Source organism: Streptococcus respiraculi, from assembly GCF_003595525.1.
Taxonomy (GTDB): domain Bacteria; phylum Bacillota; class Bacilli; order Lactobacillales; family Streptococcaceae; genus Streptococcus; species Streptococcus respiraculi.
Window position 1 is genome coordinate 715108 of the sequence record NZ_CP022680.1, and the last position, 15603, is coordinate 730710.

Genomic DNA, 15603 nt, shown 5'->3' on the forward strand with positions numbered 1-15603 from the left:
TGCTATACTATTAGAAAATAGAGAAAAAGGAGGGTTGGTTTTGTACCAGCCCTTTCGATATGTCTATGGAAGGAGGTTGTAAAATGGCAACAATTGTAGACATTGTCACGCAGGCGATTGCTCCTCACATCGAGGCTCCCTATGAGCTGGTGGATGTGGAATATGGCAAGATGGGTGGCGATTATGTCCTATCTATTTTTGTAGATAAGGTAGGAGGGATTTCCCTCAATGATACAGCCGAATTATCGGAAGTGATCAGCCCGCTTTTGGATCAGATTCATCCGGATCCCTTTCCAGAACAGTACATGCTGGAAGTGACCAGTCCTGGTCTTGAGCGACCGTTAAAAAATGCTGAGGCAGTTGCGAAAGCTGTTGGTCAGTATATCCATGTTAAACTTTATCAAGCAATTGATAAAAATAAGATTTTCGAGGGAACGCTCCTCTCCTTTGAAAATCAAGAGCTAGTCATCGAATACATGGATAAAACCAGAAAAAAACACGTTACCATTCCCTATCAGGCAGTCGCTAAAGCACGTTTGGCTGTCAAAATTTAACAGAAAGGACCTTTTGAGAAAAAGGAAAACAAGATGAGTAAAGAAATGCTAGAAGCCTTCCGTATTTTAGAGGAAGACAAGGGGATTAAAAAAGAAGACATCATTGAGGCAGTTATGGAGTCGCTCCGTTCAGCCTACAAACGTCGCTACGGTCAGTCCGAATCCGCTGCGATTGAGTTTGATGAGAAAAAAGGAGATTTTCGTGTCTACACTGTCCGTGAGGTAGTAGATGAAGTCTTTGATAGTCGTCTTGAAATTAGCTTGAAAGATGCCTTGGCGATTTCTTCAGCCTACGAATTAGGGGATAAGATTAAGTTTGAAGAATCACCGGCAGAATTTGGTCGTGTAGCAGCTCAATCTGCGAAACAGACTATTATGGAAAAAATGCGCAAGCAGACCCGTGCCATTACCTACAATACCTATAAGGCGCATGAAAAAGAAATCATGTCGGGAACAGTTGAACGCTTTGATAATCGCTTCATCTATGTCAACTTGGGCAATATCGAAGCACAATTATCCAAACAAGACCAGATTCCTGGCGAAGTTTTCCAATCGCATGACCGTATCGAAGTCTATGTTTATAAGGTTGAAGATAATGCGCGTGGTGTCAATGTTTTTGTAAGTCGTAGCCACCCTGAGATGATCAAGCGTTTAATGGAGCAAGAAATCCCAGAAGTCTATGATGGTACAGTAGAAATCATGAGTGTTGCTCGTGAGGCAGGTGATCGGACCAAGGTTGCGGTGCGCAGCCACAATCCAAACGTGGACGCTATCGGAACAATCGTTGGTCGGGGTGGTTCAAACATCAAGAAGATTACAGGCAAATTCCACCCAGCACGCTATGATGCTAAATTGGACCGTATGATTCCAATCGAAGAAAATATCGATGTCATCGAGTGGGTTCCAGATGAAGCAGAGTTCATCTACAATGCCATCGCCCCAGCAGAAGTTGACCAAGTTATCTTTGATACAGAAGATGGTAAGCATGCGACAGTTGTCGTACCAGATGATAAGCTCTCTCTTGCCATTGGTCGTCGCGGACAAAATGTGCGCTTGGCAGCGCATTTGACAGGCTTCCGCATCGATATCAAATCTGCTTCAGAATATGAAGCCATGGAAGCTGCACTTTATGGTGAAGCAGAGGTTGCAGAAACTGTCGAAACAGAAGAAGTAGGCGAATAAGTTCGTCTGGAGGTACTGATGGCAAAAGCTAGAAAAATCCCCTTACGAAAATCAGTTGTTTCTGGAGAGATTATTGACAAGCGTGATTTATTACGTATTGTGAAAAATAAGGAAGGCCAAGTCTTTATTGACCCGACAGGTAAAGCAAATGGTCGTGGGGCCTATATCAAGCTGGATAATGATGAAGCAGCTCAGGCCAAGAAAAAACGCGTCTTTGACCGTGCGTTTAGCATGGAAGTAGCCGCAGCATTTTATGACGAATTGATTGCCTATGTTGATCACAAGGTCAAAAGGAGAGAACTGGGTCTTGAATAACCAGCAAAGAATATTAAATTTACTCGGATTGGCGCAACGGGCTGGTCGCCTGATTTCAGGTGAAGAGTTGGTCGTTGAAAGCATTCAAAAGCAAAAGGCAAAGCTAGTCTTTCTAGCACAGGATGCAGGTCCCAACCTAAGTAAGAAAATCACAGATAAGAGTCATACCTATCAGGTAGAAGTTGTTACCGCGTTTTCAACGCTGGAATTAAGCTCAGCAGTCGGTAAGCCACGTAAGGTACTGGCTGTGACAGATGCTGGATTTACTAAGAAAATGAGGTCTATTATGGAATAGAACAGGAGGACAAGATATTGTCTAAGAAGAGATTGTACGAGATTGCCAAGGAATTGGGTAAGGAAAGCAAGGAAGTTGTCGCTAAAGCAAAGGAATTGGGCATTGAGGTAAAAAGCCATTCATCAAGTGTCGAAGCAGAGATTGCAAGTAAAATTATTGAAGGATTCTCTGGAGCGAAAAAGACAGTTGAGAAGATAGTGGAAAAGGTTGAAACAGTAGCGAAGGTGGAAAAAGCACCGAGTAAACCCGAGCAACCGGAGCCAAAAACTGTAGAAGAAAAAACGGCAACTCCTGTTCCTCAAGCTGCGGTGAATCGTCCAAAAAGTCGTAATTTTAAGGCGGAGCGTGAAGCGCGTGCCAAGGAGCAAGCGGCGAAGCGTAATCAAGGAAAAGGTCAAGGACGTCCGCAGGACAACCGTTCAAATGGCCAGCAAAAACCGCGTCGTAACCACAGTGATCAAGACCGTAGAGGAAATCACAATCAAGGATTTGATAAGCGCTCCGCTCAAGGAAGTCAGCGTCCAAATCGTGGTCATGACCAACGCTCAAGAGTGGAAGAACCACGCACTAAGATTGATTTCAAGGCTCGTGCAGCTGCCCTAAAAGCAGAGCAAATGCAAGAGTATGCACGTACAAGTGAAGAACGCTTCCGTCAAGCCCAAGAGGCTAAGAAGCAGCCACAAAAGCCAAAAGAAATCAAGTTTGAAGAGCCTGTAGTAGAAACAAAGCCGAAGGTTGTACCAGCGGCTGTTGAAGCAACACCTGCTGCAGATAAACGTCGGAAAAAACAAGCTCGACCAGACAAACGTCGTGATGATTTTGATCACGAAGAAGATGGTCCAAGAAAACAACAAAAGAATCGAAATAGTCAAAATCAAGTGAGAAATCAAAGAAATAGTAACTGGAATCCAAACAAGAAAAAGAAAAACGGCAAGCAACCACAAGTAGCCAAGCCTGTCACAGAACGTAAATTCCACGAATTGCCGACAGAGTTTGAATATACAGCAGGTATGACGGTCGCTGAAATCGCAAAACGTATCAAGCGCGAACCAGCTGAAATCGTGAAGAAGCTCTTTATGATGGGTGTTATGGCGACTCAAAACCAATCCCTAGATGGGGATACTATTGAATTGCTTATGGTGGATTATGGCATTGAAGCCAAAGAAAAAGTGGAAGTGGATAATGCCGACATCGAGCGTTTCTTTGTTGAAGAAGGCTATCTCAATCCAGAAGAAATGGCAGAACGTCCACCGGTTGTGACTATTATGGGACACGTTGACCACGGGAAAACCACCCTTCTTGATACCCTTCGCAATTCACGTGTTGCAACAGGTGAAGCTGGAGGAATCACGCAGCACATCGGTGCCTACCAAATCGAAGAAAATGGTAAGAAAATCACCTTCCTTGATACGCCAGGACACGCGGCTTTCACGAGCATGCGTGCGCGTGGAGCTTCTGTCACGGACTTGACTATTTTGGTCGTTGCCGCAGATGACGGTGTAATGCCACAGACCATTGAAGCGATTAACCACTCAAAAGCTGCTAATGTTCCAATCATCGTAGCCATTAACAAGATTGATAAACCAGGTGCAAATCCAGAGCGTGTGATTGGCGAATTGGCAGAGCATGGAGTCATCTCAACAGCCTGGGGTGGAGACTGCGAATTTGTAGAAATCTCAGCCAAATTCAATCAAAACATCGATGAATTGTTGGAAACAGTTCTCCTTGTTGCAGAAATCCAAGAGTTGAAAGCTGATCCAACCGTTCGTGCGATTGGTACAGTTATTGAGGCACATTTGGATAAAGGAAAAGGTGCAGTAGCGACTCTTCTTGTTCAACAAGGAACCTTGAATGTGCAAGACCCAATCGTTGCTGGGAATACCTTTGGACGTGTTCGTGCCATGACCAATGACCTTGGTCGTCGTGTGAAAGTGGCAGGACCGTCAACCCCAGTTTCGATTACTGGTTTAAATGAGGCACCAATGGCTGGTGACCATTTTGCCGTCTATGAAGATGAAAAATCAGCGCGTGCAGCAGGTGAAGAACGTGCCAAACGTGCCCTCTTGAAACAACGTCAAGTCACCCAGCGTGTCAGCCTTGAGAACCTCTTTGATACCCTTAAAGCTGGTGAAGTTAAGTCTGTTAACGTCATCATAAAGGCCGATGTACAAGGTTCGGTTGAGGCACTTGCTTCCTCTCTTCAAAAGATTGAAGTAGAAGGTGTTCGTGTCAATATCGTCCACTCAGCGGTTGGTGCAATCAACGAATCTGACGTTACCCTGGCAGAAGCCTCAAATGCCTTCATCATCGGATTTAGCGTTCGTCCGACACCGCAAGCTCGCCAACAAGCAGAAGCTGATGATGTTGAAATTCGTCTCCACAGTATCATCTACAAGGTGATTGAAGAAATGGAAGACGCAATGAAGGGAATGCTGGATCCTGAATACCAAGAAAAAATCATTGGGGAAGCCCTTATCCGTGAAACCTTTAAAGTTTCGAAAGTTGGAACAATCGGTGGCTTTATGGTTATTAACGGTAAAGTTACCCGCGACTCAAGCGTCCGTGTCATTCGTGACGGTGTTGTCGTCTTTGACGGAAAACTCGCTAGCTTGAAACACTTTAAAGACGATGTCAAAGAAATCACCAACGGCCGCGAGGGCGGACTCATGATTGAAAATTACAACGACCTCAAAGTCGATGACGTCATCGAAGCCTACATCATGGAAGAGATTAAAAAATAAGATACAAAGCCCGTAAAGTGCCAAGCAAAATTAGGAGTTCTAACGCCGGAGCGTCTGCTCCTAGGAAGAGCTCTCTATTTTGCCCAGCGCTTAGGGCGTGTTCAGTTAGTTAAGATACAAAGCCCGTAAAACACCAAGTGAAAATAGCAAATCTGACGTAGAGCCTGTAGGCTCTAGGAAGATTTGTCTTTTTCACACAGTGTTTAGGGCATGTTCAGTTAGCTAAGTAGTGAGAGCGTTAAAAAAGTCCTAGATACCCCAAGGGCATCCGTATCCGTAAAACGAGATCGGCTCGTGACGGCTACGGCAAATAGGAGATTTGTGAAGCGTTCGCTGAACGCAAGTACATCAGCTTTCATCTGTCGCTCGCTAATTTTACTAGACTTTTTAGGCCATACTAGCGCTAAATAAAAATACCCCGTTACCTCAATCCATTAGATGACCAAATTGCAGCGTTTTGTATTGATTTTCAATCAGGAAAATCCTTTCAATAAGAGGAGAAGGAATATGGCAAATCATTTTCGTACAGACCGTGTGGGCATGGAAATCAAGCGTGAAGTCAATGAGATTTTGCAAAAGAAAGTCCGTGATCCACGTGTTCAAGGCGTAACCATTACGGATGTTCAAATGCTGGGTGATTTATCAGTTGCCAAAGTTTATTACTCAATCATGAGTGACTTAGCTTCTGACAATCAAAAAGCTCAGACAGGGCTTGAAAAGGCAAAAGGAACCATTAAACGGGAACTCGGCCGCAAGCTCACCTTGTATAAAATCCCAGATTTGGTCTTTGAAAAAGACCAATCCATTGAATATGGGAACAAGATTGACCAGATGTTACGCGCATTAGAAAATAAAGAGTAAAAAAAACGTCCAGTGGACGTTTTTTTCACGAGCTTGACACTAGGAAAGCGAGTCAGTCCAGTGGACGTTTTTTTCACGAGCTTGACACTAGGAAAGCGAGTCAGTCCATTGTACGTTTTTTTCACGAGCTTGACACTAGGAAAGCGAGTCAGTCTAGTGGGCTGTTTTTTCACGAGCTTGACACTAGGAAAGCGAGCCAGTCCATTGTACGTTTTTTTCACGAGCTTGACACTAGGAAAGCGAGTCAGTCCATTGTACGTTTTTTTCACGAGCTTGACACTAGGAAAGCGAGTCAGTCCATTGTACGTTTTTTTCACGAGCTTGACACTAGGAAAGCGAGTCAGTCCATTGTACGTTTTTTTCACGAGCTTGACACTAAGAAAGCGAGTCAGTCCATTGTACGTTTTTTTCACGAGCTTGACACTAAGAAAGCGAGTCAGTCCATTGTACGTTTTTTTCACGAGCTTGACACTAGGAAAGCGAGTCAGTCCATTGTACGTTTTTTTCACGAGCTTGACACTAGGAAAGCGAGTCAGTCCATTGTACGTTTTTTTCATGAGCTTGACACTAGGAAAGCGAGTCAGTCCATTGTACGTTTTTTTCACGAGCTTGACACTAGGAAAGCGAGTCAGTCTAGTGGGCTGTTTTTTTCACGAGCTTAAGCAATCCGATAGCGAGTTACAGCCCGGTGAGCTGTTTTTGTGAAAATTTTTGAACCTTCTTGAAAAATATTAGGAAATGTGAGAAAATAGGAAAAATATTGTTGCGGGGTGGAATATGAGAGAAGATATTAACATTAATGATCGTGCTTTGGCGCTTGAAGACCAGCTGATTCAAACCTTAGAGAGCATCTATGATCCAGAAATCGAACTTGATATTTACAATCTAGGTTTGATTTATGAAATCAATCTGGATGAACACGGCTTTTGCAAGGTGGTCATGACCTTCACTGACGCAGGCTGTAGCTGTTCTGAGACCTTACCCGAAGAGCTGATTGATGCCCTAAAGAAAATTGACGGCATTGAAAATGCAGGGATTGAAGTCGTCTGGTCTCCAGCCTGGAAGATGACCCGCATCAGCCGCATTGGCCGTATTACCCTAGGTATCAGTCCAAAATAAGCAAAAATCAGTGAGTACCACTCACTGGTTGTATATTAGAAAAACCAGTCAATTGACTGGTTTTTGCTTATTTGCTAGTTTTTCCTGTTTCTTCTGGTTTCCAGAAGTCAGTGACAGCTCCTTTGGAAGCAGATGATACGATATGGGCGTATTTTCCAAGTACTCCGCGTGAATAGAGTGGTGGGAGTGTGGTTTCCGCCTTGCGGCGCTCGATTTCTTCGTCAGATACCGCCATCGTAATTTCTTTAGTGTCTTGGTCAACGGTTACCATGTCACCTGTGCGGAGATAGGCAATAGGACCTCCGACTTGCGCCTCAGGGGCGACGTGTCCGACAACGAGACCGTAGGTACCGCCTGAGAAACGACCGTCCGTGATGAGGGCAACCTTGTCTCCTTGACCTTTACCGACAATCATAGAGGAGAGTGACAGCATTTCAGGCATACCAGGACCACCCTTTGGCCCAACGAAGCGAACAACAACGACGTCGCCGTCTACGATTTCATCAGACAATACGGCTTCAATTGCCTCTTCCTCAGAGTCAAATACCTTAGCAGGTCCCACGTGGCGGCGCACTTTAACTCCTGAAACTTTGGCAACGGCTCCGTCAGGTGCCAAGTTTCCTTTCAAGATGATGAGCGGTCCGTCTGCACGTTTTGGATTGTCAAGTGGCATGATGACTTTCTGGCCTGGTGTCAGATCGTCAAAGGCTTCAAGGTTTTCAGCAACAGTCTTACCTGTACATGTCATGCGATCGCCGTGTAGGAAACCATGCTTGAGCAAGTATTTCATGACAGCAGGGACGCCACCGACCTCGTAGAGGTCTTGGAAGACGTATTTTCCAGACGGTTTTAAATCAGCTAAGTGAGGTACGCGTTCTTGGAAATCATTGAAGTCTTCCAAAGTCAACTCAACATTTGCTGCATGAGCAATAGCTAGAAGGTGAAGGGTCGCATTGGTAGAGCCCCCAAGCGCCATTGTAACAGTAATGGCATCTTCAAAGGCTTCGCGAGTCATGATGTCAGACGGTTTCAAGCCCATTTTCAACATATTGACTACCGCACGACCAGCTTCTTCGATATCTGCTTTCTTTTCTTTCGATTCAGCAGGGTGAGAAGAAGAGCCTGGTAAGCTCATACCCATGACTTCGATAGCCGTTGCCATGGTATTGGCTGTATACATACCACCGCATCCACCAGGGCCAGGGCAGGCATTGCATTCCAAGGCCTTGACTTCCTCAGCCGTCATATCACCGTGGTTCCATTTTCCGATTCCTTCAAAGACAGATACGAGGTCGATATCTTTTCCGTCGAGGTTTCCGGGAGCAATGGTTCCACCGTAGGCAAAAATTGCTGGAATATCCATGTTGGCAATTGCAATCATAGAGCCAGGCATATTTTTGTCGCAGCCTCCGATAGCAACAAAGGCATCGACATTGTGACCGCCCATGGCTGCTTCGATAGAGTCTGCAATAATATCGCGAGAGGTCAACGAGAAGCGCATTCCAGGTGTTCCCATGGCAATGCCGTCTGCAACGGTAATCGTTCCGAACTGAACAGGCCACGCACCTGCGTCCTGAACACCGACCTTGGCTAGTTTCCCAAAATCATGCAAGTGCATATTACAAGGTGTATTTTCAGCCCATGTAGAAATCACTCCGACAATCGGATTTTCAAAACTATCATCTGTCATTCCAGTAGCGCGTAGCATAGCGCGGTTAGGAGATTTGACCATGGAATCATAGACAGAGCTACGATGTTTGAGGGGATTAAGAGTATCTTTTTCTGTCATAGGAAGTCTCTCTTTCGTCTATTCTTTCTTAATATTATAGCACAAATATTGGTGAGAAAAAGATGTTTAATTAAAAAATTAGTAATTTCTGAAAATTCTGTCAACGTTATCAAAATATCCCAACTCTTTAGTAGAACGGTCTTACTTTGCTAGAATATGGTGTGAGAATTTCTGGAATCTAGGAAAGAAGAGACTGAGGAGTGCAAGAAAGAGAAGGCAGCCACCAATGTACCAGTACGCCTGGTCGAGACTGGTAGAGTGATGGGAGAGATTGATGATTCCTCTGAGGAGAAAGCCTATTGTGAGAGTGGACGCCCAGAGTTCCAAAGATTAAGGCTAATACGTGACAGTTGTGGGGATACCATAAGGGATAGTACAAGCAAGATTCCACCGACAAGGGGAGTAGCAAAAAGATTGTGCATGAAGAAGGAACCTTCTCCAAAGCTCAGATGTTCATAAATCTGACTAAAGATAAAGAGAAAGCAGGTCACCCCAAGATAGGTTAGGCTTGTTCTTGATGCGTTTTGTAGATGAATTAGCCACCGATGTAGACGATGTCTCTTACCGTTCTTTCTGAAATCGTTCCACGAGTTGTGGGTTTGTTCATGATTTGACCGTTGAAATAGAAGATAGAAGCTCCTCCACTGTCTAAATGATAGGCTGTTTTAGCACCGTAGGATTGGAGGAATTGGGTTAACTGATAGAGAGTTAATCCCTGACTTTCGGAGGTTCGTCCGTCTGAAACCACGATGAGATAGTGATGATCGCTAATGATGCCGATAGCCTCCTTGATTTCTTTGATTAAGGTCAGGAGCTTGTCGTCGGGTTGATAAGCCGGTATGAGGATCGTATACATAGAATGTCTCTTTCATTTTGTGTGCAGTCACTTGTCTTGTGCCAAACAAAAACTGCGAGACTTATACTATCGAGGAAATCTAAAATAAAACGAAAGCAGATAGAATTTGTACATTCTTTTAAGGAATGTTAAGGAGGTAGACAAAGTTGGGAATTTTCTGAAAATTCTATTGACTTTATCAAGCATTGTGATATGATAGTACATAAGCAATATTTATCTAGTATTTTGAGGAAGAACATGATATTATAGTAGGTAATATTTGACGACAGATGAGAGGAGGAAGAGAGTTGAATCAAATTCAATTAGAGGAAGCACGTTCGGGGTCCTATCTAATACTCGACACCCTGAAAAAGTTGGGTGTTGATATCATTTTTGGTTATCCTGGTGGAGCTGTCTTGCCTCTCTATGATGAGATTTACCGCTTCAAGGGCATTCAGCATGTGCTAGCCCGTCACGAACAAGGAGCGACCCACGAAGCAGAAGGCTATGCCAAGTCGACAGGGAAAATTGGTGTTGCCTTGGTAACGAGTGGTCCTGGTGCGACCAATGCCATTACAGGGATTGCAGACGCTATGGGCGATAGCGTGCCGATGCTCGTCTTTACAGGGCAGGTGGCAACGCGTGGTATCGGAAAAGATGCTTTTCAGGAGGCAGATATCATTGGAATTACGATGCCGATTACCAAATATAATTACCAAGTGCGGGATGCGGCAGATATTCCTCGTGTGATTACAGAAGCCATTCATATTGCAACAACAGGTCGTCCGGGTCCGGTTGTCATTGATATTCCTAAGGATATTCAAGAAACAGTAGTTGATTTTTACTACGATGATGCGGTGCATTTACCGAGCTATCAGCCGACGGTTCAGCCAAATGGATTGCAAGTGAAGAAGATTTTGCAGCAGCTCTCCCTTTCTAAAAAGCCTGTCATTCTAGCAGGGGGTGGGATCAATTATGCAGATGCCAATAAGGAATTGATTGCCTTTGCGGAGCATTATCGCATTCCGGTTGTCTCAACCCTTCTCGGTCTAGGGACCATGCCAGTCCAGCATGAATTATCCCTTGGCATGGGAGGCATGCACGGTTCTTACGCTTCTAATATGGCCTTGACAGATGCGGATTATATTATCAATATCGGCGCTCGGTTTGACGACCGCTTGACGGGAAATCCAAGCACTTTTGCAGTGAGTGCAACCGTTGCGCATATTGATATCGACCCGGCTGAGATTGGGAAAGTCGTAAAAACTCAAATTCCAGTCGTAGGAGATGCCAAAGCAACGCTTGAAGCTTTACTGGCTTTGGAGACTGTTGAGACCAATTTTGCTGGCTGGACAGCTCAGGTGCTGGATAACAAGCGCCGTGCGCCATTTGGCTATGACGAAGATGAACACTATATCAAACCGCAGAAGGTCATTGAATTGATTGGCGAGATGACTAAGGGGAATGCGATTGTGGTGACAGACGTAGGGCAGCACCAAATGTGGGCAGCCCAGTTCTACCCTTACCAACATGCTCGTCAGCTCATCACATCTGGTGGTATGGGAACTATGGGATTTGGGATTCCAGCAGCTATCGGTGCTAAATTAGCCAATCCAGAAAGGGAAGTGGTCCTTTTCGTAGGAGACGGTGGCTTCCAAATGACCAATCAAGAACTCGCTATTTTAAATGGTTATGGTGTGCCAATCAAGGTGGTGCTGCTAAACAATCATTCACTCGGTATGGTGCGTCAATGGCAGGAATCTTTCTATGATGAGCGCCGCAGTCAGTCGGTCTTTGATGTTGAACCGAATTTCCGCCTTTTAGCAGAAGCGTATGGAATCAGCTATGCTAGCTGTACCAATCCTGCTACCTTGGCAGAGGATTTAGAGGTCATCAAGGAAAAAAGACCGATGCTGATTGAAGTTCATATTTCCAATAAAGAGCATGTGCAGCCAATGGTACCAGCAGGCAAGAGTAATGCAGAAATGTTGGGGGTGAAGTTCAATGCGTAGAATGTTAACAGCCAAATTGAGAAATTCCTCCGGCGTCTTGAACCGCTTTACAGGTGTCTTGTCCCGCAGACAGATTAACATTGAATCGATTTCGGTCGGTCCGACCGAAATTGCTGAAATCTCAAGGGTTACCGTCATCATCGATGTCAAAACAATGGACGAGGTGGAGCAGATTATTAAGCAACTCAACCGCTTGATTGATGTTGTTCGTGTGCGAGATATTACAGACATTCCGCATTTAGAGCGTGAGGTGCTCCTGGTTAAAATCGTAGCACCACCAGCTAAGCGGGCGGAAATTCTGGCGATTATTCAGCCGTTTCGTGCCAGTGTAGTGGATGTTGCGCCGCACTCAATCACCATTCAAATGACAGGTGACGGAGATAAGATTGAAGCTCTCCTTCGCGTCATTCAACCTTACGGCATCAAAAACATTGCTCGGACAGGAGCAACAGGATTTAGCAGAGATTAAATAAAAAAATAGAAAAGAGAAAAAACGATGGCAGTAGAAATGCAATACGAAAAAGATGTAATAGTAGCAGCACTTGACGGGAAAAAAATTGCCGTGATCGGATATGGTTCGCAAGGTCATGCCCATGCGCAAAACTTGCGTGATACAGGGCACAATGTCATTATCGGTGTGCGTGCTGGTAAGTCATTTGATAAAGCAAAAGAAGACGGCTTTGAGACCTTTGAAGTAGCAGAAGCTGCAAAACAAGCAGATGTCATCATGATTCTTGCACCAGACGAAATCCAAGCAGACCTTTATGCGGCAGAAATTGCGCCAAACTTGGAAGCAGGAAATGCGCTTGGTTTTGCTCATGGATTCAACATTCATTTCGGCTTTATCAAAGTACCAGAGAATGTCGATGTCTTCATGTGTGCGCCAAAAGGTCCAGGTCACTTGGTGCGTCGTACCTTTGAAGAAGGATTTGGTGTGCCAGCTCTTTATGCGGTGTATCAAGACGCAACTGGTAATGCCAAGCACATCGCCATGGACTGGGCAAAAGGTGTTGGCTCAGCCCGTGTTGGACTTCTTGAAACAACCTTTAAAGAAGAAACAGAAGAAGATTTATTCGGTGAGCAAGCCGTTCTCTGCGGAGGTCTTACAGCCCTTATGGAAGCAGGATTTGAAGTCTTGACAGAAGCAGGATATGCGCCAGAACTCGCTTACTTTGAAGTGCTTCATGAAATGAAACTCATCGTAGACTTGATTTACGAAGGTGGCTTCAAGAAAATGCGCCAATCTATCTCAAATACTGCTGAATTTGGAGACTACGTATCAGGTCCTCGTGTGATTACCGAACAAGTCAAAGAAAACATGAAAGCTGTTCTTGCAGACATTCAATCTGGAAAATTTGCCAACGATTTTGTGGAAGACTACAAGGCAGGGCGTCCACGTATGGAAGAATACCGCAAGGCAGCTGCTGATCTTGAAATCGAAAAAGTGGGAGCAGAGCTTCGTAAAGCCATGCCATTTGTTGGTAAAAATGATGACGATGCCTTCAAAATCTATAACTAAGAATAAGATAAAAATAGTCAGATAGTGGCAGAACAAGCTCAACATCTGGCAAATGATAAAAAGGAAGTGAGGAAAATTGGTGTCGCAAACTCGATTTTTCTCACTTTATTTTCATATAAAAAAGGAGAGTTTATGTTAACAGCCAAGGACATTGTCCGTGCTCATAAGGTGTTAAAGGACGTGGTAGTCTATACACCGCTTGATTATGATCGCTATTTATCGGAAAAATATGGGGCAAAAATTTATCTCAAACGGGAAGATGCTCAGCGCGTGCGCTCTTTCAAGATTCGTGGGGCTTACTATGCCATTTCACAACTAAATGAGGAAGAACGCAAACGTGGGGTGGTCTGTGCGAGCGCGGGTAATCATGCGCAAGGAGTGGCCTTTACCTGTAATGAATTGAAAATTCCTGCAACGATTTTTATGCCGATTACCACCCCGCAGCAGAAAATTGGTCAAGTTCGCTTCTTTGGTGGTGACATGGTAGATATCAAGTTAGTCGGAGATACCTTTGATGCCTCTGCTAAAGCGGCACAGGATTTTACCGAGCGTGAAAACCGCACCTTTATTGCCCCTTTTGATGATGTCCATGTGCAGGCAGGTCAGGGGACAGTTGCTTATGAAATCATGGAAGAAGCAGAGCGGGAGTCGATCGATTTTGATACCGTCTTGGTTCCAGTTGGTGGTGGTGGCTTGATTGCAGGCGTTGCAACCTACATCAAGGAAAAAAATCCCGCCATTGAAGTAATCGGTGTGGAAGCAGAAGGTGCGCGCAGCATGAAAGCAGCCTTTGAAGCTGGTGGACCTGTTAAGCTGAAAGAGATTGATAAGTTTGCGGATGGAATCGCCGTGCAAAAAGTTGGTCAACTGACCTATGAAGTGACGAAAAAATACGTGGAAAATCTCATCGGTGTCGATGAGGGCTTGATTTCTGAAACCCTCATTGATCTTTATTCTAAGCAAGGGATTGTGGCAGAGCCAGCAGGTGCCGCTAGTATTGCATCCCTTGACGTTTTGAGTGAGTATATCAAAGGAAAAACTGTCTGCTGTATCATCTCAGGAGGCAATAACGACATCAACCGTATGCCTGAAATGGAAGAGCGAGCCCTCATTTATGACGGGATTAAACATTACTTTGTCGTGAATTTTCCACAACGTCCAGGGGCCTTACGCGAGTTTGTAACAGACATCTTGGGTCCAAATGATGATATTACTCGTTTTGAATATATCAAGCGGGCTAGCAAGGGGACAGGTCCTGTTCTTATCGGGATTGCGCTCGGTGACAAGCATGGCTATGCAGGCCTAATTGAGCGGATGGAACAATTTGACCCTTCCTTTATCAACCTGCGGGGGAATGAGACGCTTTACAGTTTACTCGTATAATGATTTTGTAAAATATGTAGCAAAATGCCTATTTTTACTTGTCAAATCTTAAATAAAAGAGTATAATACTTGCCAAAGAAAAGGAGGGATACAATATGGTAATTGGTATTTTCGGTATCGTATTTGTCTTAGTAGTCTTATTAGTCGGGGTGCTTGCTCTTAGCTCACTCTATGTCGTCCGCCAACAATCTGTTGTCATCATCGAGCGTTTTGGGAAATACCAGAAGCTCAGTACGAGTGGGATTCATTTGAGACTGCCGTTTGGAATTGACCACATTGCAGCTCGGATTCAATTGCGCCTACTCCAAAGTGAGATTGTAGTTGAGACCAAGACTCAGGATAACGTATTTGTGACCATGAATGTCGCTACTCAGTATCGTGTTAATGAGAACAACGTGACAGATGCCTACTACAAACTCATGCGTCCAGAAGCACAAATCAAGTCTTATATAGAAGACGCTCTTCGCTCATCTGTTCCTAAGTTGACACTCGATGAATTGTTCGAGAAAAAAGATGAAATCGCCCTTGAAGTGCAAAAACAAGTGGCAGAAGAAATGTCAACCTATGGATATATCATCGTGAAAACCTTGATTACTAAGGTAGAGCCTGATGCAGAAGTCAAGCAGTCCATGAATGAAATCAATGCTGCCCAACGCAAACGCGCAGCAGCTCAAGAGCTAGCAGAAGCAGATAAGATTAAAATTGTGACTGCCGCTGAAGCAGAGGCTGAAAAAGATCGCCTGCATGGTGTGGGGATTGCCCAGCAACGTAAAGCGATTGTGGATGGATTGGCTGATTCTATTAAAGAATTAAAAGAATCAAATATCGGCTTGACAGAAGAGCAAATCATGTCCATTCTCTTAACAAACCAATATCTTGATACTTTAAATAATTTTTCACATACAGGAAATAGTACAATCTTCCTTCCAGCAAGTCCAGAGGGAATGGAAGACATCCGTACACAGATATTATCTGCGTTAAAAGCTAAATAATGCCTA

12 protein-coding genes and 4 pseudogenes are annotated in these 15603 nt (G+C 44.4%); 13 read left to right on the top strand and 3 right to left on the bottom strand.

The window, feature by feature from the left end:
• Positions 1–83 precede the first annotated feature (83 nt).
• The 8 genes and pseudogenes from rimP to CHF41_RS03655 all read left to right on the top strand — a co-directional run bounded on the left by rimP (position 84) and on the right by CHF41_RS03655 (position 7067).
• Positions 84–554: a ribosome maturation factor RimP gene (gene rimP, locus CHF41_RS03625; protein ID WP_119876035.1), complete on the top strand. Its 471-nt coding sequence runs from the start codon at positions 84–86 to the stop codon at positions 552–554.
• Positions 555–587: 33 nt separating this feature from the next.
• Positions 588–1736, top strand: coding sequence for a transcription termination factor NusA (nusA, locus tag CHF41_RS03630; protein WP_119876036.1), 1149 nt, complete (start codon positions 588–590; stop codon positions 1734–1736).
• Between the two features lie 18 nt (positions 1737–1754).
• Entirely contained in the window at positions 1755–2051 is a 297-nt protein-coding gene (gene rnpM, locus CHF41_RS03635) for an RNase P modulator RnpM (protein ID WP_119876037.1), read from the top strand.
• The gene (locus CHF41_RS03640) at positions 2008–2346 is read left to right on the top strand and encodes a YlxQ-related RNA-binding protein (protein ID WP_119876038.1); all 339 of its coding nucleotides are present in this window, start codon (positions 2008–2010) and stop codon (positions 2344–2346) included. The genes rnpM and CHF41_RS03640 overlap by 44 nt, the downstream gene beginning before the upstream one ends.
• A gap of 17 nt (positions 2347–2363) precedes the next feature.
• A pseudogene (locus CHF41_RS10295) lies at positions 2364–2727 on the top strand (translation initiation factor IF-2 N-terminal domain-containing protein); the annotation flags it as partial.
• A 185-nt stretch (positions 2728–2912) separates the two neighbouring features.
• Positions 2913–5087: pseudogene (infB, locus tag CHF41_RS03645) on the top strand (translation initiation factor IF-2); the annotation flags it as partial.
• 507 nt (positions 5088–5594) lie between these two features.
• On the top strand, positions 5595–5948 hold the full coding sequence (gene rbfA, locus CHF41_RS03650; RefSeq protein WP_075105524.1) for a 30S ribosome-binding factor RbfA: 354 nt from the start codon (positions 5595–5597) through the stop codon (positions 5946–5948).
• 777 nt (positions 5949–6725) lie between these two features.
• Entirely contained in the window at positions 6726–7067 is a 342-nt protein-coding gene (locus CHF41_RS03655; protein ID WP_119876040.1) for a metal-sulfur cluster assembly factor, read from the top strand.
• A gap of 67 nt (positions 7068–7134) precedes the next feature.
• Here the strand turns inward: CHF41_RS03655 and ilvD are convergent, their stop codons facing one another.
• The 3 genes and pseudogenes from ilvD to CHF41_RS03670 form a co-directional block, all read right to left on the bottom strand.
• Entirely contained in the window at positions 7135–8856 is a 1722-nt protein-coding gene (gene ilvD / locus CHF41_RS03660) for a dihydroxy-acid dehydratase (protein ID WP_119876041.1), read from the bottom strand.
• Between the two features lie 141 nt (positions 8857–8997).
• Positions 8998–9399 (bottom strand): annotated as a pseudogene (locus CHF41_RS10170) (hypothetical protein).
• Positions 9392–9646, bottom strand: a pseudogene (locus CHF41_RS03670) (phosphodiester glycosidase family protein); the annotation flags it as partial. The pseudogenes CHF41_RS10170 and CHF41_RS03670, both read right to left, overlap by 8 nt.
• A gap of 353 nt (positions 9647–9999) precedes the next feature.
• Here CHF41_RS03670 and CHF41_RS03675 point away from each other — a divergent pair.
• The 5 genes from CHF41_RS03675 (at position 10000) to CHF41_RS03695 (ending at position 15597) form a co-directional block, all read left to right on the top strand.
• Positions 10000–11703: an acetolactate synthase large subunit gene (locus CHF41_RS03675; RefSeq protein ID WP_119876043.1), complete on the top strand. Its 1704-nt coding sequence runs from the start codon at positions 10000–10002 to the stop codon at positions 11701–11703.
• Positions 11696–12172 (top strand): acetolactate synthase small subunit, encoded by a 477-nt coding sequence (gene ilvN, locus CHF41_RS03680; protein ID WP_119876044.1) that lies wholly within the window; start codon positions 11696–11698, stop codon positions 12170–12172. The genes CHF41_RS03675 and ilvN overlap by 8 nt, the downstream gene beginning before the upstream one ends.
• A 27-nt stretch (positions 12173–12199) precedes the next feature.
• Positions 12200–13222, top strand: coding sequence for a ketol-acid reductoisomerase (gene ilvC, locus CHF41_RS03685; protein ID WP_119876045.1), 1023 nt, complete (start codon positions 12200–12202; stop codon positions 13220–13222).
• A gap of 132 nt (positions 13223–13354) precedes the next feature.
• Entirely contained in the window at positions 13355–14605 is a 1251-nt protein-coding gene (gene ilvA / locus CHF41_RS03690; protein WP_119876046.1) for a threonine ammonia-lyase IlvA, read from the top strand.
• Between the two features lie 95 nt (positions 14606–14700).
• On the top strand, positions 14701–15597 hold the full coding sequence (locus CHF41_RS03695) for an SPFH domain-containing protein (RefSeq protein WP_119876047.1): 897 nt from the start codon (positions 14701–14703) through the stop codon (positions 15595–15597).
• The last annotated feature ends 6 nt before the right edge of the window (positions 15598–15603 follow it).

Coding starts and splice junctions, on each gene's coding strand:
- rimP (WP_119876035.1), top strand. CDS start 84: ATGGCAACAATTGTAGACATTGTCACGCAGGCGATTGCTCCTCACATC.
- ilvC (WP_119876045.1), top strand. CDS start 12,200: ATGGCAGTAGAAATGCAATACGAAAAAGATGTAATAGTAGCAGCACTT.
- CHF41_RS03695 (WP_119876047.1), top strand. CDS start 14,701: ATGGTAATTGGTATTTTCGGTATCGTATTTGTCTTAGTAGTCTTATTA.
- CHF41_RS03640 (WP_119876038.1), top strand. CDS start 2,008: ATGTTGATCACAAGGTCAAAAGGAGAGAACTGGGTCTTGAATAACCAG.
- ilvD (WP_119876041.1), bottom strand. CDS start 8,856: ATGACAGAAAAAGATACTCTTAATCCCCTCAAACATCGTAGCTCTGTC.
- ilvN (WP_119876044.1), top strand. CDS start 11,696: ATGCGTAGAATGTTAACAGCCAAATTGAGAAATTCCTCCGGCGTCTTG.
- CHF41_RS03655 (WP_119876040.1), top strand. CDS start 6,726: ATGAGAGAAGATATTAACATTAATGATCGTGCTTTGGCGCTTGAAGAC.
- ilvA (WP_119876046.1), top strand. CDS start 13,355: ATGTTAACAGCCAAGGACATTGTCCGTGCTCATAAGGTGTTAAAGGAC.
- nusA (WP_119876036.1), top strand. CDS start 588: ATGAGTAAAGAAATGCTAGAAGCCTTCCGTATTTTAGAGGAAGACAAG.
- rnpM (WP_119876037.1), top strand. CDS start 1,755: ATGGCAAAAGCTAGAAAAATCCCCTTACGAAAATCAGTTGTTTCTGGA.
- rbfA (WP_075105524.1), top strand. CDS start 5,595: ATGGCAAATCATTTTCGTACAGACCGTGTGGGCATGGAAATCAAGCGT.